Source organism: Pseudomonas soli (assembly GCF_900110655.1).
Classification (GTDB): domain Bacteria; phylum Pseudomonadota; class Gammaproteobacteria; order Pseudomonadales; family Pseudomonadaceae; genus Aquipseudomonas; species Aquipseudomonas soli.
Genome location: NZ_FOEQ01000002.1, coordinates 591,210 through 611,078 on the forward strand (window position 1 = coordinate 591,210; position 19,869 = coordinate 611,078).

At 64.9% G+C, this 19,869-nt stretch carries 20 protein-coding genes and 1 tRNA gene; 10 read left to right on the top strand and 11 right to left on the bottom strand.

Going from position 1 to position 19,869, the window contains the following annotated elements:
- Nucleotides 1-76 (bottom strand) — tRNA-Glu (locus tag BMY03_RS07295).
- 433 nt (nt 77-509) lie between these two features.
- Here BMY03_RS07295 and BMY03_RS07300 point away from each other — a divergent pair.
- Entirely contained in the window at nt 510-1,277 is a 768-nt protein-coding gene (locus tag BMY03_RS07300) for a hypothetical protein (protein ID WP_023628839.1), read from the top strand.
- A 79-nt stretch (nt 1,278-1,356) separates the two neighbouring features.
- On the opposite strand, the gene BMY03_RS07305 is transcribed toward BMY03_RS07300, so the two are convergent.
- Nucleotides 1,357-1,839: a GAF domain-containing protein gene (locus BMY03_RS07305; RefSeq protein WP_023628840.1), complete on the bottom strand. Its 483-nt coding sequence runs from the start codon at nt 1,837-1,839 to the stop codon at nt 1,357-1,359.
- Nucleotides 1,840-2,727 carry an ATP-binding protein gene (locus tag BMY03_RS07310; protein WP_094010661.1) on the bottom strand — a complete coding sequence of 296 codons (888 nt, stop codon included), beginning with the start codon at nt 2,725-2,727 and terminating at the stop codon, nt 1,840-1,842.
- A 103-nt stretch (nt 2,728-2,830) separates the two neighbouring features.
- Here BMY03_RS07310 and BMY03_RS07315 point away from each other — a divergent pair, with 103 nt between their 5' ends.
- On the top strand, nt 2,831-5,185 hold the full coding sequence (locus BMY03_RS07315) for a response regulator (RefSeq protein WP_038705668.1): 2,355 nt from the start codon (nt 2,831-2,833) through the stop codon (nt 5,183-5,185).
- On the opposite strand, the gene BMY03_RS07320 is transcribed toward BMY03_RS07315, so the two are convergent.
- Together BMY03_RS07320 and msrB are read right to left on the bottom strand one after the other, a co-directional pair.
- The gene (locus BMY03_RS07320) at nt 5,175-5,663 is read right to left on the bottom strand and encodes a glutathione peroxidase (RefSeq protein WP_094010662.1); all 489 of its coding nucleotides are present in this window, start codon (nt 5,661-5,663) and stop codon (nt 5,175-5,177) included. The two genes, BMY03_RS07315 and BMY03_RS07320, sit on opposite strands and share 11 nt — an antisense overlap.
- 12 nt (nt 5,664-5,675) lie before the next feature.
- Nucleotides 5,676-6,071 carry a peptide-methionine (R)-S-oxide reductase MsrB gene (gene msrB / locus BMY03_RS07325; RefSeq protein WP_023631702.1) on the bottom strand — a complete coding sequence of 132 codons (396 nt, stop codon included), beginning with the start codon at nt 6,069-6,071 and terminating at the stop codon, nt 5,676-5,678.
- 167 nt (nt 6,072-6,238) lie between these two features.
- On the opposite strand from msrB, the gene BMY03_RS07330 reads away from it, so the two are divergent.
- Both BMY03_RS07330 and htpX read left to right on the top strand, forming a co-directional pair.
- On the top strand, nt 6,239-7,450 hold the full coding sequence (locus tag BMY03_RS07330; protein WP_038705667.1) for a pyridoxal phosphate-dependent aminotransferase: 1,212 nt from the start codon (nt 6,239-6,241) through the stop codon (nt 7,448-7,450).
- Nucleotides 7,451-7,678: 228 nt separating this feature from the next.
- The gene (htpX, locus tag BMY03_RS07335; protein ID WP_038705666.1) at nt 7,679-8,566 is read left to right on the top strand and encodes a protease HtpX; all 888 of its coding nucleotides are present in this window, start codon (nt 7,679-7,681) and stop codon (nt 8,564-8,566) included.
- 59 nt (nt 8,567-8,625) lie between these two features.
- On the opposite strand, the gene BMY03_RS07340 is transcribed toward htpX, so the two are convergent.
- Entirely contained in the window at nt 8,626-9,276 is a 651-nt protein-coding gene (locus BMY03_RS07340; RefSeq protein ID WP_038705665.1) for a thiopurine S-methyltransferase, read from the bottom strand.
- Nucleotides 9,277-9,377: 101 nt separating this feature from the next.
- Here BMY03_RS07340 and BMY03_RS07345 point away from each other — a divergent pair, with 101 nt between their 5' ends.
- Nucleotides 9,378-10,130, top strand: a complete 753-nt coding sequence (locus BMY03_RS07345; RefSeq protein ID WP_094010663.1) for a DODA-type extradiol aromatic ring-opening family dioxygenase — start codon at nt 9,378-9,380, stop codon at nt 10,128-10,130.
- Between the two features lie 86 nt (nt 10,131-10,216).
- On the opposite strand, the gene BMY03_RS07350 is transcribed toward BMY03_RS07345, so the two are convergent.
- Nucleotides 10,217-11,899, bottom strand: coding sequence for a DEAD/DEAH box helicase (locus BMY03_RS07350; RefSeq protein ID WP_038705663.1), 1,683 nt, complete (start codon nt 11,897-11,899; stop codon nt 10,217-10,219).
- A 325-nt stretch (nt 11,900-12,224) separates the two neighbouring features.
- Complete coding sequence (locus tag BMY03_RS07355; protein ID WP_094010664.1) at nt 12,225-12,980, bottom strand: spermidine synthase; 756 nt, start codon at nt 12,978-12,980, stop codon at nt 12,225-12,227.
- Nucleotides 12,981-13,096: 116 nt separating this feature from the next.
- Here BMY03_RS07355 and BMY03_RS07360 point away from each other — a divergent pair, with 116 nt between their 5' ends.
- A complete protein-coding gene (locus BMY03_RS07360; protein WP_038705662.1) occupies nt 13,097-14,443 on the top strand; it encodes a class II 3-deoxy-7-phosphoheptulonate synthase in 1,347 nt (448 codons plus the stop codon).
- Here BMY03_RS07360 and BMY03_RS07365 read toward each other — a convergent pair.
- Both BMY03_RS07365 and BMY03_RS07370 read right to left on the bottom strand, forming a co-directional pair.
- Nucleotides 14,424-15,644: a winged helix-turn-helix domain-containing protein gene (locus tag BMY03_RS07365; protein ID WP_094010665.1), complete on the bottom strand. Its 1,221-nt coding sequence runs from the start codon at nt 15,642-15,644 to the stop codon at nt 14,424-14,426. The genes BMY03_RS07360 and BMY03_RS07365 overlap by 20 nt on opposite strands.
- Nucleotides 15,645-15,715: 71 nt before the next feature.
- Entirely contained in the window at nt 15,716-15,934 is a 219-nt protein-coding gene (locus BMY03_RS07370) for a DUF1127 domain-containing protein (protein WP_031316004.1), read from the bottom strand.
- Between the two features lie 96 nt (nt 15,935-16,030).
- On the opposite strand from BMY03_RS07370, the gene BMY03_RS07375 reads away from it, so the two are divergent.
- Nucleotides 16,031-16,882 carry a LysR substrate-binding domain-containing protein gene (locus tag BMY03_RS07375; protein ID WP_031316005.1) on the top strand — a complete coding sequence of 284 codons (852 nt, stop codon included), beginning with the start codon at nt 16,031-16,033 and terminating at the stop codon, nt 16,880-16,882.
- A 76-nt stretch (nt 16,883-16,958) separates the two neighbouring features.
- Here BMY03_RS07375 and BMY03_RS07380 read toward each other — a convergent pair whose 3' ends face one another.
- Nucleotides 16,959-17,708: a sulfite exporter TauE/SafE family protein gene (locus tag BMY03_RS07380; protein ID WP_094010666.1), complete on the bottom strand. Its 750-nt coding sequence runs from the start codon at nt 17,706-17,708 to the stop codon at nt 16,959-16,961.
- Between the two features lie 115 nt (nt 17,709-17,823).
- Between BMY03_RS07380 and BMY03_RS07385 the strand changes: the two genes are divergently transcribed.
- From BMY03_RS07385 to BMY03_RS07395, 3 genes are all read left to right on the top strand, one after another.
- On the top strand, nt 17,824-18,780 hold the full coding sequence (locus BMY03_RS07385) for a LysR family transcriptional regulator (RefSeq protein WP_094010667.1): 957 nt from the start codon (nt 17,824-17,826) through the stop codon (nt 18,778-18,780).
- A gap of 55 nt (nt 18,781-18,835) precedes the next feature.
- Nucleotides 18,836-19,291, top strand: coding sequence for a MarR family winged helix-turn-helix transcriptional regulator (locus tag BMY03_RS07390; protein ID WP_023632624.1), 456 nt, complete (start codon nt 18,836-18,838; stop codon nt 19,289-19,291).
- Between the two features lie 130 nt (nt 19,292-19,421).
- Nucleotides 19,422-19,850, top strand: coding sequence for an organic hydroperoxide resistance protein (locus tag BMY03_RS07395; protein ID WP_023632623.1), 429 nt, complete (start codon nt 19,422-19,424; stop codon nt 19,848-19,850).
- Nucleotides 19,851-19,869: the final 19 nt, after the last annotated feature.

Sequence of the window (19,869 nt, forward strand, 5' to 3'; positions counted from 1 at the left end):
TGGCGTCCCCTAGGGGACTCGAACCCCTGTTACCGCCGTGAAAGGGCGGTGTCCTAGGCCACTAGACGAAGGGGACACGCTGCTCGCATTACCTATTAAAGTACTGCTTGCTTTCACTCCCTGCCGCGTTTCGCTGTGTGCTTTACGCTGCAAGTGGCGCGCATTCTATGGATGCCTCGCAGGGTCGTCAACCCCTTTGTAGAAATTTATTTAAATCAATGACTTCCCGTCGTCATGGGCAGTGATGCAGGATGTGTCCGGGGATTGGCGTTGCTTTTCTGACGCCGGCTCGGCAAGCTCGTAGCGATGTGCCAGCATCTGTAGGTTTTGGATTACGGGCCGATACATATAGGCAAGGCTTGAGGGCCTGATCGCGGGGCAAGCCGGCTCCCATGAATCCGCCACAGATTCAATGGAGCGCAGGCTGTTCCGCCGGGCTGCACTGTTCGCTTTCGGGCGGACTCACTACACTCTCGATAGATGCAAAACTTCTTCATGAGGCGTTAACGGTGACACCACTTCTGATCACCCTGCTTATCGTTGCAGGTATCGCGCTGCTGATCGTGATCGGCTACCTGAACAATGTGGTCGAGAACGGCAAGCTCGAGCGTGCACGGCTCAAGGTCGAGCTGGCCGACCGCCTGCGCCGTTGCGGCGAGATCACCGAGACCTTCCCCGGGCAATTCATGACGCCCGCGCTCAAACTGCTGCTGACCCGCCTCGAACTGAACCTCAACCAGCGCCAGCTGGCCCTGGACAAGCACAGTGGCGACCTCAAGGCGCGCATCGCCGAGCTGGAAGGGCTGATCGCCCAAGGCGAGAGGATACCGGTCAGTAACCCGCCCTCGCCCATCCAGACCGAGGTAAAGGCCAAGGACGTGCGCTTTTTGCTGGAACTGCTGCACAACCAGATCGTGCGTGCCACTCAGGAAGGCTTCCTGGCGACCAACGAAGGCAAGTATTGGGTCAAGGAGATCCGCCATATCCTGGTGCTGCTGCATATCGAGTTCTTCAACAACCTCGGCCAGCAGGCCCTGCAGCAGAACCAGCCGGGCCAGGCGCGCCTGGCCTTCGAGCGCGGCGTGCAGTACCTGCGCAAGCAGCCGGAGCCCAAGCAGTATGAAGAGCAGCTGACCTACATGGAGAAATTGCTGAACCGGGCCAACGCCCAGGTGCTGGACCAGATGGAGCCGGCAGAGAACGACCAGAACGCGCTGACCCAGGGGCTCAAAACCGATGAGGACGAGACCTGGAAGAAGAAGGTGATCTACGACTGACAGTACCGGCCCTGTCGCGGGCAAGCCCGTTTCCACGCCGTAACAAGAACAAGGGGCCTTCGCAGGCCCCTTGTTCATTTCAGCAGTCGGTCAACTCGAGGAACACCTCGACCAGGCGCTCCAGCCCCGCCTGGTCAGCCGCGCTGAAGCGCGCCAGCTTCGGGCTGTCCAGGTCGAGCACGCCGATCAGCCTGCCCGCCTTGACCAGCGGAATCACCAGCTCGCTGTTCGAGGCACTGTCGCAGGCGATATGCCCGGGGAAGGCATGCACGTCCTCCACTCGCTGGGTGCTGCGGGTGGCAGCGGCGGCGCCGCATACACCCCGGCTGAACGGAATGCGCACGCAGGCTACCTGGCCCTGGAACGGGCCGAGCACCAGCTCTTCGTTGCGGTTGATATAGAAGCCCGCCCAATTCAGGTCGTCCATCTGGTTGTACAAAAAGGCCGAGAACTGCGCGGCGTTGGCGATGAAGTCGCGCTCGTCGGCGAACAGCGCCTGCACTTGCGCGGCCAGCAGGTCGTAGCCGTCGAGGCCTTGGCCACTGGCGTTGAGGTCGATCATTTATTTCTGCTCCAGCAATTGCAGCCCGACCCAGTAGCGGGCGAACTGATAGGCACAACGGCCATTACGGTTGCCGCGGCCGGTGGCCCAGCGCACGGCGAGGATGTCGAGCGCTTCGCTGCGCTGCCACTGCAGCCCGGCCGGGCGCGCCAGCTGGCCGATCCAGTGCTCGACCACGTTGAGGAAATGCTCCTGGCTGAACGGGTAGAACGACAGCCACAGGCCGAAGCGGTCGGACAGGGCGATCTTGTCCTCCACCGCTTCGTTGGGGTGCAGCTCGCCGTCGACCATCTTCCAGTTTTCGTTGTCGCTCTGCTTCTCCGGCACCAGGTGGCGGCGGTTGGAGGTGGCGTACAGCAGCACGTTGTCCGGGGCCTGCTCCAGCGAGCCGTCGAGCACGCTCTTGAGTACCCGGTAGTCGCCCTCTCCGGCCTCGAACGAGAGGTCGTCGCAGAACAGGATGAAGCGCTGCTTGAGCTTGTGCAGTTGCTCGACCACCCGCGGCAGGTCGGCCAGGTGGTCGCGCTCGATCTCAATCAGGCGCAGGCCCTGGCCTGCGTGCTCGGCCAACAGCGCGCGCACCAGCGACGACTTGCCAGTGCCGCGCGAGCCCCACAGCAGGGCGTGGTTGGCCGGCAGGCCGTTGATGAACTGGTGGGTGTTGCGGCCCAACTGCTCGCGCTGCTGGTCGACGCCAATCAGGTCGGACAGGCGGATATCGAGGCTGACCTCCAGCGGCATCAGGTAGCCGCTGCGGCCATCGCGCTGCCAGCGGGCGGCGAGGGTGCGGGTCCAGTCGATGTCCGGGCGCGGGGCCGGCAGCAGGGGTTCGAGGCGGGCGAGGACTAATTCGGCGCGGTCGAGAAAAGCGGTAAGGCGGGCGTCCATGGCGACTCCTATTGATTTCAGTTTTTGGGGCGCGCAGCGGCCCTTAATCGACGCTCAACTGAAATGAACAGACAGACCCGCCAGCAGCCAGGGCTGATCGGCTATGCTTGCGCAGCGCACGGAGCAAGTAACCGGCTTGGGACCCATGGATATCAAGTTCACCAATCGCCTGTCATACAAGCAAGCCCGGTTGACAGTCCTGGTCGGCTTCATCCTGGGAACATTGCTCAGTCTCATCCAGATCGGCATCGATTATGCCAGCGAAGACGCGTCCATCAACCGTGAAATTCAGGCGCTGCTGAAGATCAGCCACGACACGGCCTCGCGCATCGCTTACAACATCGACACCGAGCTTGCCCAGGAGCTGACCGGCGGGCTGTTGAAATCCCCGGCGCTGATCCGTGCGCGGTTGATCGACAACAACGACACGGTGCTGGCCGACGTGCGGCGGCCGCGCATGGAAAGCCGCTACCGGCCGTTGTCGGACTTCCTGTTCGGCGAGCAGCGGGTGTTTCAGGACCGGCTGTTCCTCGCCCATATGCCCGAGGAATACCTCGGCACCCTGTATCTGGACGTCGACACCTACGCCTTCGGCGGGCGCTTCCTCGACCGCGCCGGGGTCACCTTGGTCAACGGCTTCGCCCGCAGCCTGGTGCTCACCGGTATTCTCCTGGCGCTGTTCTACCTGATGCTGACCAAACCGCTGGTGACGGTAATCGGCGCGCTCAGCGGCAACGATGCGCGCACGCCCAGGCAGAACCGCGTGGACTGCCCCAAGGGCCACGAGAACGACGAGATCGGCGTGCTGGTACGGGTCGCCAACCAGCAGTTCGTCAGCATGGCCACCGAGATCCAGCAGCGGCGCACCGCCGAGAACCGCCTGACCCAGTACCTCAACGAGCTGGAAGATATCGTCTCGGCCCGTACCAACGAGCTCAAGGCCAGCAACAGCCGCCTGAGCCTGTCCAACCAGGAGCTGGACGAAGCGCGCCAGCGCGCCCTGGACATGGCCCAGGCCCGCGCCGCCTTCCTGGCCAACATGAGCCACGAGATCCGCACGCCGCTCAACGGCATGCTGGGCATGATCGCGCTGGCGCTGGACAGCGGCCTGGCCGCCGAGCAGCGCCAGCAACTGTCGATTGCCCACGACTCAGGCAAGGTGCTGGTGGAGCTGCTCAACGATATCCTCGACCTGTCGAAGTTCGACGCCGGCCAGCTGGAGCTCGAGCGCATCCCGTTCGACCTCGGTGCGATGGTCGAGGACACCGCCAACCTGCTGTCGCAGAATGCCGCGCCCAGTGTCGAACTTACCTGCCTGATCGCTCCGGATTTTCCCAGCACGGTGCTGGGCGACCCGACGCGAGTACGGCAAATCGTCAGCAACCTGTTGTCCAACGCGCTCAAGTTCACCCGCTTCGGGCGTGTCGATGTGCGCCTGAGCAGCATCGTCGGCGGCGTGCGCCTGGAAGTCAGCGACACCGGCATCGGCATCCCCGAGGAGGCCCAGGCACGGATCTTCCAGCCGTTTACCCAGGCCGGCGCGGGTATCACCCGCCAATACGGCGGCACCGGGCTGGGCCTGGCCCTGACCCGCAACCTGTGCAAGGCCATGCAGGGACATCTGCATATTCATTCCGAGACCGGTTTCGGCAGCCGTTTCAGCGCCGACCTGCCACTACCGGCGCACACCGAGGCTATCCCGCCAGCGGCAATAAGCGGACGCGTGGTGGCCCTGGGCAACCCCGGCAGCGGCCTGGCCGAGCTGCTGCAAGGGCTGCTGCCGCGTTGGGGGCTGGATTACACGCGCCATGAAGACGCCAGCGCACTGGCTGGCCTGCCGGTCGACCTGCTGATCACCGACGACCTGGAACACGTGCTCGACCTGCGCCCGGCCATCGCGGCGCCGATCCTGCTGGTGACCGCCTACGGCAACTTCCTGCCTGCCGAACAGGCCGAGCAACTGCAACCCTTGCAGCAGCTGGCCCGGCCCCTGGCGCGCAATGCCCTGTACCAGACGCTGCGCCGCACCCTGCATGGGGAACCCAACGCGCCGCTGCCCCACGAAGTGCCGGCAATGCGGGAGCTCAGGGCACGCATCCTGCTGGTGGAGGACAACCCAGTGAACCAGCTGGTCGCCAAGGGCATGCTGGGTAAACTCGGCTGCCAGGTGCAGGTGGCTGCCCATGGTCAGGAGGCTCTGGACTGCCTTGAACGAGATACCTTCGACCTGGTGCTGATGGACTGCAACATGCCGGTGATGGACGGCTACGAGGCCAGCCGACGCATCCGCCAGAGCAGCCGCTGGCCAGAGCTGCCAATCGTCGCACTGACCGCCAACGCCATGCCCGAGGAGCGCGAACGCTGCCGCGCCGCGGGCATGAACGACTACCTGGCCAAGCCGTTCCGGCGCGAGGAACTGCTGGCGCTTATCGAGCACTGGGTGCCGGTCAGCGGTTGAGCAGCGGCTCTATCGCCGTTTTCAGCGCCTCGGGCTTGGTGGTCGGGGCAAAGCGGGTGACCTTGCCGCTGCGCGGGTCGACCAGGAACTTGGTGAAGTTCCACTTGATCTTCTGCGAGCCCAGCAGGCCCGGGGCGCGGCGCTTGAGCTCGGCGAACAGCGGGTGGGCGCCGGGGCCGTTGACTTCGATCTTGCGAAACAGCGGGAAGCTCACGCCGAAGTTGAGCTCGCAGAACTGCGCGATCTCCCGGGCGTCGCCCGGCTCTTGCTTGCCGAACTGGTTGCAGGGGAAGCCCAGCACCACCAGGCCCTGGTCGCGGTAGTCCTGCCACAGGCGCTCAAGGCCCTTGTACTGCGGGGTGAAACCGCACTGGCTGGCGGTGTTGACCACCAGCAGCGCCTTGCCGGCGAAGTCGCCCAGCACTTTCTGTTCGCCACCGAGGGTGACGCAGGGGATGTCCAGCAGCGCATCGGCCATGTTCGCTCTCCGTCAATCGCGTGGCTTGAGGTCCAGGCACACCGAGTTGATGCAGTAGCGTAGCCCGGTCGGCGGCGGGCCGTCGGGAAATACATGGCCCAGGTGGGCGTCGCACTGGGCGCAGGTGACTTCGGTGCGGATCATGCCGTGGGAGGTGTCGCGGATCTCGATCATCGCGGCCTCCTCGATCGGCGCGTAGAAGCTCGGCCAGCCGCAGCCGGAATCGAACTTGGTCTTGGCGTCGAACAGCGGCAGGTCACAGCAGATGCAGTGGTAGACGCCGTCGCGGCGCTCGCTGTTGTACTTGCCGCTGAACGGCCGCTCGGTGCCTTTCAGGCGGCACACCTGGTACTGGGCCGGATCGAGCATGGCGCGCCATTCGTCCAGGGTTTTGTCGATCTTTTGCATGGTGGGACCTCGGCAGGCTGAATTTCACCTCGCACCGGCTTTTCCCTGGCGCGGGTGGCACGTATATTAGTTGGCTTCGTGTGCAAGGCAGTCAGTCTGGCACCCGGTTCCCGCCCTTTCAAACCTTTCGAAAGCAGGCGGCGCGTATTCTCACTCGGGATCTCATCATGCAGTTCAGCAAATCGAACAAGCTCGCCAATGTCTGCTACGACATTCGCGGCCCAGTGCTCAAGCACGCCAAACGCCTGGAAGAGGAAGGCCATCGCATCCTCAAGCTGAACATCGGCAACCCGGCGCCGTTTGGTTTCGAGGCGCCGGACGAGATCCTCCAGGACGTCATCCGCAACCTGCCCACCGCCCAGGGCTACAGCGACTCCAAGGGCCTGTTCAGCGCGCGCAAGGCGGTGATGCAGTACTGCCAGCAAAAGGAAATCGAAGGCGTCACCATCGAGGACATCTACCTCGGCAACGGCGTGTCCGAGCTGATCGTCATGTCCATGCAGGCGCTGCTCAACAACGGCGACGAAGTGCTGATCCCGGCGCCCGACTACCCGCTGTGGACCGCCGCGGTGAGCCTGGCCGGCGGCAAGCCGGTGCACTACCTGTGCGACGAGCAGGCCGACTGGTTCCCGGACCTTGACGACATCAAGGCCAAGATCACCCCGAACACCAAGGCATTGGTGATCATCAACCCGAACAACCCGACCGGCGCGGTGTACTCCAAGGAGCTGCTGCTGGGCATGCTGGAGCTGGCGCGCCAGCACAACCTGGTGGTGTTCTCCGACGAGATCTACGACAAGATCCTCTACGACGAGGCCGTGCACATCAGCACCGCGTCGCTGGCCCCGGACCTGCTGTGCCTGACCTTCAACGGCCTGTCCAAGTCGTACCGGGTGGCGGGCTTCCGCTCCGGCTGGCTGATCATCTCCGGGCCCAAGCATCACGCCACGAGCTACATCGAAGGCATCGACATGCTGGCCAACATGCGCCTGTGCGCCAACGTGCCGGCCCAGCACGCCATCCAGACCGCCCTGGGCGGCTACCAGAGCATCAACGACCTGGTGCTGCCACCGGGCCGCCTGCTGGAGCAGCGCAACCGCACCTACGAGCTGCTCAACGACATCCCCGGGGTCAGTTGCGTCAAGCCGATGGGCGCGCTGTACGCCTTCCCACGCATCGATCCGAAGGTCTGCCCGATCCTCAACGACGAGAAATTCGCCCTCGACCTGCTGCTGTCGGAGAAGCTGCTGATCGTCCAGGGCACGGCGTTCAACTGGCCGTGGCCGGACCACTTCCGCGTGGTGACCTTGCCGCGGGTGGACGACCTGGAACAGGCGATCGGGCGTATCGGCAACTTCCTACGTACCTATTCGCAGTAAGCCATATCGCCATCGCGAGGCAAGTCGCATCGGTACGCCGATGCGACTTGCCTCGCGATGCTTTTGCCTTACATCCTGCAACGCTCTACCCCACAGCCCTCACGCCATCCTCTGCCATACTCCTCGCGTACACAGTTTGAAATAGTCGCCCGGTTGAATAGCAGCGCCCTCCCCCTTATATACCCCGCAGTACGCAACAAACTCATCCGTCAGGAGAACGTAACAACCATGATGCGCATTCTGTTGTTTGTAGCCACCAACCTCGCGGTGGTGCTGGTTGCAAGCATTACCCTGAGCCTGTTCGGCTTCAACGGGTTCATGGCCGCCAACGGGGTTGACCTCAACCTCGGCCAGCTGCTGGTCTTCTGCGCCGTGTTCGGTTTTGCTGGCTCGCTCGTCTCGCTGTTCATCTCCAAGTGGATGGCGAAGATGACCACCGGCACCCAGATCATCACCCAGCCCCGCACCCGTCACGAGCAGTGGCTGTTGCAGACCGTCGAGGAGCTGTCCCGCGAGGCCGGCATCAAGATGCCCGAGGTAGGCATCTTCCCGGCCTACGAGGCCAACGCCTTCGCCACCGGCTGGAACCGCAACGACGCGCTGGTGGCGGTGTCCCAGGGCCTGCTGGAGCGCTTCTCGCCCGATGAAGTGCGCGCGGTGCTGGCCCACGAGATCGGTCACGTGGCCAACGGCGACATGGTCACCATGGCGCTGGTGCAGGGTGTGGTGAACACCTTCGTGATGTTCTTCGCCCGCATCATCGGCAACTTCGTCGACCGGGTGATCTTCAAGAACGAAGAAGGCCACGGTATCGCCTACTTCATCGCGACCATCGTCGCCGAGCTGGTGCTGGGCATCCTCGCCAGCATCATCGTCATGTGGTACTCGCGCCGCCGCGAGTTCCGCGCCGACGAGGCCGGCGCCCACCTGGCCGGCACCGGCGCGATGATCGGCGCGCTGCAGCGCCTGCGCTCCGAGCAGGGCCTGCCGGTGCACATGCCCGACACGATGAAGGCCTTCGGCATCAACGGCGGTCTCAAGCATGGCCTGGCCGGCCTGCTGATGAGCCACCCGCCGCTGGAAGACCGCATCGACGCCCTGCGCCGTCGCGGCTGATCCAGACAGCAACAAGAAAGGGCGACTTCGGTCGCCCTTTTCATTGCCCCGCGATAGCTTCAACGCCGAACGCTGTAGACTCGCTCAACCAAACTTTCGACACCAGCTTTGAGAAACTTCGGACTCTCGTCGAGAATCTCCCCCGCCTCGACCTCATCGACCCGCCACCCGGCAAACCCCGCCCGCACCTCGGCGTCCGGCACCGAGAACGGCGGCCCGTCGATCACGGCCTGGTCGTAGTCGAGGGTCACCAGCAGGCCGCGGCAGGCCGCTGGCAACTGCTCGCCCAACAATGCCATGTAGCGCTCGCGCATCGGCTCAGGCAAGGCGATCAACGCCGCCCGGTCGTACACCCCCGCGCAATCAGCCAGATCCTCGGCACGCAGGGCGAACACATCGCCGCACCACAGCTCCACCTCGTCGCTGCGCCACACTTCGAAGCCCCCGTGCCGCGTCACCTGCGCCAACAGCCCGTGCTCGGCGAAGAAATCCTCCACCGCCCGTCGCGACAGTTCCACACCCAGCACCCGATACCCTTGCGCGGCCAGCCAGAGCATGTCCAGGCTCTTGCCACACAGCGGCACCAGAACCCGTGCGCCCGGGGCCAGCCCCAACGCCGGCCAGTGCGCCTGCAGGTACGGGTTCACCTGAGCCTGGTGAAAGCCGATCTGGTTGTCCGCCCACCGCTTGTGCCAGAACGCTGGCTCCATGATCCCTCCCGGTTTTTCGATAAAAGCCTGTGAAAACTTATATTGGATCTCGATCGAAGGCTGATCGAAGATGGCAGCATCTTACCTGCCAGGACCCCGTCATGCTGCCCAGCCTGTTCATTTCCCATGGCTCACCCATGCTCGCCCTGCAACCCGGCGCCAGCGGCCCGGCCCTGGCCGCGCTGGCCCGCGCCCTGCCCCGCCCGAAGGCGATCGTGGTGGTGTCGGCGCACTGGGAGAGCCGCGAACTGCTGGTGATGAGCAACCCACACCCGCAGACCTGGCATGACTTCCATGGTTTTCCGCCGGCCCTGTACGCGGTGCACTACCCGGCTCCCGGCGAACCGGCACTGGCGCAGCGGCTGGCCGGGTTGCTCGGCGCCCGCCTGGATGAGCAGCGGCCTTTCGACCATGGTGCCTGGGTGCCACTGGCGCTGATGTATCCGCAGGCGGAGATTCCGGTAGTCCAGGTGTCGCTGCCCAGCCAGGCCGGCCCCGCCCTGCAACTGAAGGTCGGGCAGGCGCTGGCGCAGCTGGGTGAGGAAGGCATCCTGCTGATCGGCTCGGGCAGCATCACCCATAACCTGGGTGAGCTGGACTGGCATGCCGGGCCGGATGCGGTCGAGCCCTGGGCGCTGGCGTTTCGTGATTGGGTGGTGGAGCAGCTGAAGGCGGGAGACGAGGCGGCGCTTATGGACTATCGGCGCCAGGCACCGTTTGCAGTGCGCAATCATCCCAGTGACGAGCACCTGCTGCCGCTGTTCTTCGCCATGGGCGCTGGCGAGCGGTTTGGCATCGTTCACCAGGGATTCACGCTGGGGGCGCTGGGGATGGATATCTATCGGTTCGACTGACGCTCCCATGCACATGGTTACATGTGCTGGACACAGGCAAAAAAATCCCCGACCTAGGCCGGGGATTTTTTATTGCAGCGCCAGGATCAGTCCTCGCGGTAGCGACGCAGCTTCAGCTGCTTGCCGGCTACGCGGGTGTCCTTGAGCTTGGTCAGCAGGCGCTCGAGGCCGTCTTCCGGCAGCTCGATCAGGCTGAAGCTGTCACGCACCTGGATACGACCGATGGCATCACGCGCCAGGCCACCCTCGTTGAGGATAGCGCCCAGCAGGTTCTTGGCGGCGATGCCGTCACGGGCACCCAGGGCGGTACGGCAACGCACGCGGCCTTCAGCCAGCGGCATCGGCGCGCGACGCTCGCGGTCACCACGGTCGCTGCGCTCACCACGCTCGGTACGCTCGCCAGTGCTGCGCTCACGCGGAGTGTGGGTCGGCACCAACGGCTGCTCGCGCTCGACCGAAGCCAGGTCCAGCGCCTGGCCATTGGTGGCCTTGCGCAGCAGGGCCGAAGCCAGGGCACGGGCACTGCAACCCAGGTCGGCGGTCAGGCGGTCGAACAGCTCGCCATGGCTGGCCTCGGACTCGGCCACCAGTGGCGCCAGGCTCTTGGTCAGCTTCTTGATGCGTGCGTCCAGCACGGCCTGCGGGTTAGGCAGGCGGGCTTCGGCAACCTTCTGCCCGGTGACACGCTCGATCACCTGCAGCATGCGGCGCTCACGCGGGGTGACCAGCAGCAGCGCACGGCCATCGCGACCGGCACGGCCAGTACGGCCGATACGGTGCACGTAGGACTCCGGGTCGTACGGCATGTCGACGTTGAACACGTGGGTGATGCGCGGCACGTCCAGACCACGGGCAGCGACGTCGGTGGCGACGACGATGTCCAGGCGGCCATCCTTGAGCGAGTCGATCACGCGCTCACGCTGGTTCTGGGCGATGTCGCCGTTCAGCGCGGCAGCCTTGTAGCCTTTGGCTTCCAGGGCGGCAGCCAGGTCCAGGGTGGCTTGCTTGGTACGCACGAAGGCGATCAGCGCGTCGAACTCTTCCACTTCCAGCAGGCGCAGCACGGCCGGGATCTTCTGGTCGGCGTGGACCATCAGGTGGGCCTGCTCGATCGCGGTCACGGTCTGGGTCTTGCTCTGGATCTTGACGTGCTTCGGCTCGCGCAGGTGGCGCTCGGCGATGGCACGGATCGAGGCCGGCAGGGTGGCGGAGAACAGTACGGTCTGGCGGGTTGCAGGGATGGCGTCGAAGATCACTTCGAGGTCGTCCATGAAGCCCAGCTTGAGCATTTCGTCGGCTTCGTCGAGTACCAGGTACTGAACGGTGGACAGGACTTTCTCGTCGCGGCGCAGGTGGTCGCACAGGCGGCCAGGGGTGGCCACGACGATTTGCGCGCCGTTACGAATGGCACGCAGTTGTGGGCCCATCGGGGCACCACCGTAAACAGCCACCACGTTAACGCCCGGCATCTGCTTGGCGTAGGTTTCGAAAGCGGTGGCTACTTGCAGCGCCAACTCACGGGTTGGCGCCAGGATCAGGGCTTGCGGTTCGCGCTTGCTCACGTCGATCTTGTTGAGGATCGGCAGGGCGAAGGCAGCGGTCTTGCCGGTGCCAGTCTGCGCCTGGCCGATCATGTCGTGACCGGCGAGGATGATCGGGATCGACTGATGCTGAATAGCCGAAGGCTCTTCGTAGCCGGTGGCCAGAACAGCAGCAACGATATTCGGATTGAGATCGAGAGCGGCGAATCCGCCGGTTTCCTGGGTCATGGGTCTGCCTCTAGGTGCATCCGCAAAGACCCATGCTCCAAAACTGCACATGCCTTGAAAGACCAAGCGGTCACCCAGGCAGTTTTGGCGGCGGGGATTTGCGAAAACGATTGAAAAAGGAACATCTTGGGAAGGTCCGACTAGCGGACGCGCAGCCGAAGCTGGGTTCGGAGGATTTGCACCACCTGATTCGAGGTCCGCTAAAAGACCGGCGCGTACTATACCCGAATCCGCCATGAACTGTGAGAAATATTTCTAGGATCAAGGCCAGGATTGGATCCAGGCTGAATCGTTTCCCCGCAGCCTCGGCGCTGCCCTCATCCATTCAGGTCGCCGGACGGATGGCCTTGATCAAATATTCCAGCGAATACCCCAGTTGCGGCGCCAGCGCTGCGGCCCGCGCCCGCACGGCATCGATATCCAGCGTCTGCTCCAGGTCCTCCGGCACCAGCAGGATCACGTTACCCTCCTTCACCGGCAGTTCCCAGTAATGGCGATGGTACAGCCCACGCAACAAGGCCGCGCCCAGTGGCTTGCCATCGTCCCCGGCCCACTGGTTGATCACCAGCCACCCCCCTGGGTTGAGCTGCTTCTGGCAGTTTTCCAGGAACCCCCAGGCCAGATGCCCGACGCCGGGACCATAGTCGGTATACAGGTCGACGAACAGCAGGTCGGCCTTTTCGGCGCTGGGCAGCAGCTCGAGGGCGTCGCCTACCCGCACGTACAGCCGCGGATCGTCGTCCAGGCCCATGAATTCCATGGCCAGGCGCGGCACGTCCGGGCGCAGTTCGATGGCCTCGACGTCCTCCAGCGGCAGGAACTTCAGGCACGCCTGGGTCAGGGTGCCGGCGCCAAGGCCGAGGAACAACGCGCTTTCCGGCTGTTCGTGGCACAGCGCGCCAACCAGCATGGCGCGGGTGTAGTCGTACTCCAGCCAGCAGGGGTCGGCGGTGAAGGTGCAGCTCTGCTCGATGGCGTCGCCGAACTCGAGGAAGCGATAGTCATCCACCTCGTACACGCTGATGACGCCAAAGGCATCCTCGACCCGTGCCAGCAGCCGCTCTTCCCGCTCCGTCGCCATCCCTACCACCTGCCCGCGCAAAACCGCCATTGTCCGCCAATGCCGGTGGTGCAACAAGCACGCGCGGGCGTACCATGGCTGGCAGGCCTTAACGACACTTATGGATAGAGCTTGCAATGACCCGACAATGGACCCCTGACAGCTGGCGCACACTGCCGATCCAGCAGCAACCGATCTACCCCGACGCCGCGCACCTGCTGAAGGTCGAGCAGACCCTGGCCAGCTACCCGCCGCTGGTGTTTGCCGGCGAAGCCCGCGAGCTGCGCCGGCAGTTCGCCGAGGTGACCCAGGGCCGGGCGTTCCTGCTGCAGGGTGGCGACTGCGCCGAGAGCTTCGCCGAGTTCTCCGCGGCGAAGATCCGCGACACCTTCAAGGTGCTGCTGCAGATGGCCATTGTCATGACCTTCGCCGCCGGCTGCCCGGTGGTCAAGGTCGGGCGCATGGCCGGGCAGTTCGCCAAGCCACGCTCGGCCAACGACGAAACCATCGGCGACGTCACCCTGCCCGCCTACCGTGGCGACATCGTAAACGGCATCGGCTTCGACGCGAAAAGCCGCATTCCCGACCCCGAGCGCCTGTTACAGGCCTACCATCAGGCCACCGCCAGCCTCAACCTGCTGCGCGCCTTCGCCCAGGGTGGCTTTGCCGACCTGCACCAGGTGCACAAGTGGAACCTCGATTTCATCGCCAACTCGGCGCTGGCCGACAAGTATCACCAGTTGGCCAACCGCATCGACGAAACCCTGGCCTTCATGCGCGCCTGCGGCCTGGACACGGCGCCGCAACTGCGCGAAACCAGCTTCTTCACCGCCCACGAAGCGCTGCTGCTCAACTATGAAGAAGCCTTCGTGCGCAGCGACAGCCTGACCGGCGACTACTACGACTGCTCGGCGCACATGCTGTGGATCGGCGACCGCACCCGCCAGCTCGACGGCGCCCACGTCGAGTTCCTGCGCGGCGTGCACAACCCGATCGGGGTCAAGGTCGGCCCGAGCATGAACCCCGAGGAGCTGATCCGCCTGATCGACGTGCTCAACCCGGACAACGACCCGGGCCGCCTGAACCTGATCGTGCGCATGGGCGCCGGCAAGGTCGGCGACCACCTGCCGGGGCTGATCCGCACCGTGCAGCGCGAGGGCCGCCAGGTGCTGTGGAGCTCGGACCCGATGCATGGCAATACCATCAAGGCCAGCAGCGGCTACAAGACCCGCGACTTCGCGCAGATCCTCGATGAGGTCAAGCAGTTCTTCCAGGTGCACCAGGCCGAGGGCAGCCACGCCGGTGGCATCCATATCGAGATGACCGGGCAGAACGTCACCGAGTGCATCGGCGGCGCCCGGCCGATCACCGAGGACGCGCTCTCCGACCGCTACCACACCCACTGCGACCCGCGCATGAACGCCGACCAGTCGCTGGAACTGGCCTTCCTGATCGCCGAAACCCTCAAGCAGGTACGCCGCTGAGCAATGCCTGACGCAGCCGGCTGCCCTCGGCGCGGGGGCAGTTGAGCTGCACCTGCGCCAGGCCCAGCCAGTTGGCCAGCTTCTGCAGGCTGAGCGCCAACGCCTGGTAGCCCGCCTCGTCCAGCCCCATCGCCTCTTCGTGCACCGCATGCACCGCCAGGCGTCCGTGGGCGCGTTCGGCACGCAGGTCCAGGCGCGCGGCGATGCGCCCGTCGTGCAGGAACGGCAGCACGTAGTAGCCGTACACCCGCTTGTGCGCGGGGGTGTAGATCTCCAGGCGATAGCGGAAATCGAACAGGCGCTCGGTGCGATCCCGCGCCCAGACCAATGAATCGAACGGCGACAACAAGGCGCTGGCTTCGATGCGTCGGGGAATCCGTGGCACGCCCGCGACATACGCCGGCTGTTTCCAGCCCTGCACGGCGCAGGCCTGCAGGCGCCCGTCCTCGACCAGCACAGCCAGGGCGGCCTTGCTCTGTTGCGGCGAGAGGCGAAAGTAATCACGCAGGTCCTGTTCGGTGGCCACGCCCAGGGCGCCGGCCGCGTGCAGCAGCAAGCCCTGGTGCGCTTCAGCCTCGCTGGGCTGGGCCTGATCGAGGATTTCCACTGGTAGCACCCGCTCGGGCAGGTCGTACAGGCGCTCGAAACCGCGACGCCCGGCCACGGTGACCTCGCCAGCGGCGAACAGCCATTCCAGCGCGTGCTTTTCTTCGCTCCAGTCCCACCAAGGGCCGGCGCGCTCCTCGCGGGTCGACAGGCTGCCTGCACCCAACGCGCCGCGCTCGCGCACGGCAGCCAGTACCCGCTCGATGACCTCGCGCCGCTCACGGCCAAAGGTCGCCAGTTGTCGGTAGATGCCCTTGCCGTCGGCGGCGTGGGCCATGCGCCAGCGCATCAGCGGGTAGAGCTCCAACGGCAGCAGCGAGGCCTCATGCCCCCAATATTCGAATAGCCGCCGCTGGCGGCGCTTGCCCCAGGCGAGCTGGTCCAGCTGGTCGGCTGGATAGTCGCCAAGGCGCGAGAACAACGGCAGGTAATGGGAGCGCACCAGCGCGTTGACCGAGTCGATCTGCACCACGCCCAGGCGCTGGAGCATGCGTTTGAGATTGGCGAGGGTCGGCGGCTGCGCGGGCGACTTGCCAAAGCCCTGGGCGGACAAGGCCAGGCGGCGGGCCTGGGCGAGGGACAGGCTAAAGGACATGAGGTGGCTCCGTCTGGTGTCCAGACAGTAAAGACGCAATCGCGGGGCAAGCCCCGCGATTGTAACCACCTTCATTTACGCAACGGGTCCTCCCAGAAATGCCGGTCGGCCTCCTGCTGGATATCCGCCCGCGACAACCCCAGGTCGTGCAGCGTGGCATCGCTCAGACGCGCCAGCTCGTCACGCTGGCGGTGCAGTTCGAACCAGCGCAGCACCAGCCCGCTGGCGTCGTGCCACAGATGGCCCAGGGATGCGGCCGGTTGGTGAGCTACGTTGAAATGACCTTTCATCATGACGCCCTCCTTGTGGATGGCTCCAGTCTCGTCCCAGGCCTAAGATCAATCCAACGAATGTTTCTGATGCCATGCATCTCGGAGATTGATGCCATGTCCCAGTATCAGAGTCTCGACGCCGAGGTGCTGCGCACCTTCGTCGCCATTGCCGAGCAAGGCGGCTTCACCCGCGCCGGCGAAGTGGTCAACCGCACCCAGTCGGCGGTGAGCATGCAGATGAAGCGCCTGGAAGAAGACATCCTGCAGCGCCAGCTGTTCGAGCGCGATGGCCGCCAGGTGCGCCTGACCGCCGAGGGCCAGGTGCTGCTGGGCTATGCCCGACGCATCCTCAAGCTGCATGGCGAGGTATTCAACACGCTGCGCATGCCGCACATGGTCGGGGTGGTGCGCATCGGCACCCCGGACGACTACGCCATGCGCTACCTGCCGGGCATCCTCACCCGCTTCGCCCAGGCCTACCCGCTGATCCATGTCGAGGTGCATTGCGATTCGTCAAAGCAGCTGATGCTGCGCCAGGACCTGGACCTGACCATCGTCACCCGCGAGCCCGGCAACGAAGTCGGCCAGTTGCTGCGCCAGGAGCGCCTGGTGTGGGCCGCGGCCAAGGGCTTCTGCCCGCAGGAGCAGCGGCCCATGCCACTGGCGTTGTTCAACACCGACTGCTTTTGCCGCGCCTGGACCTGCAATGCCCTGGAGCGCCACGGCATCGAGTACCGTATTGCCTACACCAGCCCGAGCCTGGCGGCGATCTTCGCCATCGTGCAGGCGGGGCTGGCGGTGACCGCGCAGTTGCACAGCCTGGTTGGCGGCGAACTGCGCATCCTCGGCGAGGACGATGGCCTGCCGCAGTTGCACATGGCCAATGTGATGCTGCTGCGCAATGACCAGCAGCATTCGCCAATTACCGACTGCATGGCCGAGTACATCGTCGAAGGGTTCAAGTAAGCCGAGGACGCTTCGCGCCCTTTTCGCCGGCAAGCCGGCTCCTACAGAGGGCGATGGGCTCTGCAGCCCCTTGCGCTCAGAGCTCGAGCCCGAGCATCACCGCGCACACCACCAGAAACACACAGAACATCGAGCGCAGGACCTTTTCCGGCAACGCGTGGGCCAGCTTCACCCCCCAGCTGATGCTCAGCAACCCGCCCACCGCCAACGGCACCCCGATGCTCCAGTCCACGCTCTGGTGCAGACCATAGGTCAGCAGGGTCACCGCAGTGCTCGGCGCCGCCAATGCCAGCGACAACCCCTGGGCCACCACCTGGGTGGTGCCGAACACAGAAGTCAATATCGGCGTGGCCACCACCGCGCCGCCCACGCCGAACAGCCCGCCCATGGTCCCGGCAAAGCTGCCCAGCACGCCCAGCCATGGCCAGGGAAAGCGCAGCTGGTTGCTCGGCGGCTTCACCGGCAGGAACATGCGCGCCACGTTCCACAACGCCAGGGCCACCAGAAAACCAACGAAATACAGGCGCATCGACTGGGCATCGATGCCCACTGCCCAGATCGACCCCAGCCAGGCGAACAACAAGCTGCACAACGACAGCGGCACGGCATGGCGTAACTCGATGCGGTTGCGCTGGTGATAGCGCCACAGCGCAAGCAGCACGTTGGGCACCACCATCACCAGGGCGGTGCCCTGGGCCAGTTGCTGGTCAAGGCCGAACAGCACCCCCAGCGCCGGGATCGCGATCAGCCCGCCACCAATCCCGAACAAGCCACCCAAGGTGCCCAGGGCTGCGCCCAAAACGATGTACATCAACCACTCGATCATTCGCGCCTCATCCGCCTGCTCTCAGAGAATGCCGGCATGCTACCCAGTCCCGGCTGGCGGGGAAACGCACAGCAACGCACAATGGCTTTGCGCAATCCGCACAAGCAGAGCCGTCATGAGCCCCGATATCCTCACCGAACAACTGAGTCTTTTTCTCGATGTGCTGGAGACCGGCAGTTTTTCCGCCGCCGCCCGTCGCCATCCGCTTACGCCTTCGGCGGTGGCCAGGCGCATCGACAGCCTGGAAAACGCGGTAGGCAGCCGCCTGTTCTCGCGCAGCACCCACGCGGTGCGCGCCACACCCGCTGGCAATGCGTTTGCCGAACGGGCCCGGCGCATCATCGAGGAACTGCGCCTGGCCCGGGCCGAGGCGGTATCCCTGAGCAACGCCCCCGATGGGCTGATCCGCATCGACGCCCCGGCCGCGTTCGGCCGTCGCCACCTTGCTCCGGCCATCGCCGACTTCCTGGTGGCCTACCCCGGGCTCGACGTGCAGCTGCGCCTGATCGACAGTTTCGTCGACCTGCACGGCAGCCACCTGGGCGAAGTCGACCTGGTGCTGCGCGCAGGCCCCCTGGCCGACACCCGCCTGGTGGCCACGCCACTGGCGTACATGGTGCGGATCGCCTGCGCCAGCCCGGCGTACCTGGCCAATCGCGGCGTACCAGCCTGCCCGAGCGAGTTGCCTGGGCATGACGGCCTCGACTGGGACGGCCTGGCACCACCGTTCGCCTGGCGCTTCGAGGTCGGTGGCCAGACCCGCCTGTACCGCCCGACGCGCATGCGCATGGCCGCCAACAATGCCGAGACGCTGCTGTTCGGTGCCTTGGCCGGGCTGGGCATCGCCCACCTGCCGACCTGGCTGGTCAGCGACTACCTGCTGCGCGGCGAACTGCTCCCCCTGTTCTGCGACAACGGCCTGCCGCCCCCCGAAACCAGCGGAATTTATGCACTGCGCCTTGAACATGAAACGAACTCTCGCAGCCGCTTGCTGCTCGAATTCCTCAAGAGCCGTTTCAGCCCGGTGCCGCCCTGGGACCTGGCGCTGAGAAGCGAGCTGCGCTGGCAATGAGCGCACCAAGCTTTGGCGTGCTAGATTTTATTACTCACCGATTCCAAGGACCTGCATGAACGCCGACACCCAAGCCCCCTGCGACGCGCTGCTGCTGGACAACCAGGTCTGCTTCGCCCTGCACTCGACCTCGTTGTTGATGACCAAGGTCTACAAGCCCCTGCTGCAGGCCCTGGGCCTGACCTACCCGCAGTACCTGGCCATGCTCGTGCTGTGGGAGCAGGACGGCCTGACCGTGGGCGAGATCAGCCAGCGCCTGCTCACCGACCCCGGCTCCCTGACCCCGCTGCTCAAGCGCCTGGAAAGCGAAGGCCTGCTCAAGCGCAGCCGCAGCCGTGAGGACGAACGGGTGGTACTGGTGCAGCTGACCGACAAGGGCCGCGCCCTGCAGGCCGAAGCCCAGCGCGTGCCGCAATGCATCCTGCAGGCCAGCGGCCACAGCGCCGAGCAGCTGCGCAAACTGCAGGCCGACCTGCTCGTCCTGCGCGCGCAGCTGCAAGAAAACCTCTGACGTCTAAGCTGTGAGATGGCTGTTCGGATGAATGGTCGAATATTTAACTTGCGCACTAAATAATTGCGCGCTAAGTTAATCCCATACCCACTCAGCGCCGACGGCGCACAGCACCCAAGCGAGGCTCAAGATGCAAAAGGTCACTCCGCTGTACATCGCAGAAGCCACTTCCACCGGTGGTCGTGATGGCAAATCCCGCTCCAGCGACGGCAAGCTGGAAGTCAAGCTGAGCACCCCGAAAGAGCTGGGCGGTGCCGGGGGTGATGGCACCAACCCCGAGCAGATGTTCGCCGCAGGTTACTCGGCCTGTTTCATCGGCGCGCTGAAGTTCGTCGCCGGCCAGGAGAAAAAAGCCCTGCCAGCTGACGCCTCGATCACCGCCAAGGTCGGCATCGGCCAGATCCCCGGTGGTTTCGGCCTGGACATCGACCTGCACATCAACCTGCCTGGCCTGGCCCAGGCCGACGCAGAAGGGCTGGTGGAGAAGGCGCACAAGGTCTGCCCGTACTCCAACGCCACCCGCGGCAATGTGGATGTGCGCCTGCATGTGACGGTGTGAATGCCTTCGCGGGGCGACC

Excerpts from the sequence above, each read along its gene's own strand:
- BMY03_RS07355 (WP_094010664.1), bottom strand. The coding sequence starts at position 12,980 with ATGGCGACGGAGCGGGAAGAGCGGCTGCTGGCACGGGTCGAGGATGCC.
- BMY03_RS07365 (WP_094010665.1), bottom strand. The coding sequence starts at position 15,644 with ATGTCCTTTAGCCTGTCCCTCGCCCAGGCCCGCCGCCTGGCCTTGTCC.
- BMY03_RS07340 (WP_038705665.1), bottom strand. The coding sequence starts at position 9,276 with ATGGAGCCAGCGTTCTGGCACAAGCGGTGGGCGGACAACCAGATCGGC.
- BMY03_RS07395 (WP_023632623.1), top strand. The coding sequence starts at position 19,422 with ATGCAAAAGGTCACTCCGCTGTACATCGCAGAAGCCACTTCCACCGGT.
- BMY03_RS07320 (WP_094010662.1), bottom strand. The coding sequence starts at position 5,663 with ATGGCCGATGCGCTGCTGGACATCCCCTGCGTCACCCTCGGTGGCGAA.
- BMY03_RS07330 (WP_038705667.1), top strand. The coding sequence starts at position 6,239 with ATGCAGTTCAGCAAATCGAACAAGCTCGCCAATGTCTGCTACGACATT.
- msrB (WP_023631702.1), bottom strand. The coding sequence starts at position 6,071 with ATGCAAAAGATCGACAAAACCCTGGACGAATGGCGCGCCATGCTCGAT.
- BMY03_RS07390 (WP_023632624.1), top strand. The coding sequence starts at position 18,836 with ATGAACGCCGACACCCAAGCCCCCTGCGACGCGCTGCTGCTGGACAAC.
- htpX (WP_038705666.1), top strand. The coding sequence starts at position 7,679 with ATGATGCGCATTCTGTTGTTTGTAGCCACCAACCTCGCGGTGGTGCTG.
- BMY03_RS07375 (WP_031316005.1), top strand. The coding sequence starts at position 16,031 with ATGTCCCAGTATCAGAGTCTCGACGCCGAGGTGCTGCGCACCTTCGTC.
- BMY03_RS07310 (WP_094010661.1), bottom strand. The coding sequence starts at position 2,727 with ATGGACGCCCGCCTTACCGCTTTTCTCGACCGCGCCGAATTAGTCCTC.
- BMY03_RS07345 (WP_094010663.1), top strand. The coding sequence starts at position 9,378 with ATGCTGCCCAGCCTGTTCATTTCCCATGGCTCACCCATGCTCGCCCTG.
- BMY03_RS07370 (WP_031316004.1), bottom strand. The coding sequence starts at position 15,934 with ATGAAAGGTCATTTCAACGTAGCTCACCAACCGGCCGCATCCCTGGGC.
- BMY03_RS07385 (WP_094010667.1), top strand. The coding sequence starts at position 17,824 with ATGAGCCCCGATATCCTCACCGAACAACTGAGTCTTTTTCTCGATGTG.
- BMY03_RS07380 (WP_094010666.1), bottom strand. The coding sequence starts at position 17,708 with ATGATCGAGTGGTTGATGTACATCGTTTTGGGCGCAGCCCTGGGCACC.
- BMY03_RS07305 (WP_023628840.1), bottom strand. The coding sequence starts at position 1,839 with ATGATCGACCTCAACGCCAGTGGCCAAGGCCTCGACGGCTACGACCTG.
- BMY03_RS07360 (WP_038705662.1), top strand. The coding sequence starts at position 13,097 with ATGACCCGACAATGGACCCCTGACAGCTGGCGCACACTGCCGATCCAG.
- BMY03_RS07315 (WP_038705668.1), top strand. The coding sequence starts at position 2,831 with ATGCTTGCGCAGCGCACGGAGCAAGTAACCGGCTTGGGACCCATGGAT.
- BMY03_RS07350 (WP_038705663.1), bottom strand. The coding sequence starts at position 11,899 with ATGACCCAGGAAACCGGCGGATTCGCCGCTCTCGATCTCAATCCGAAT.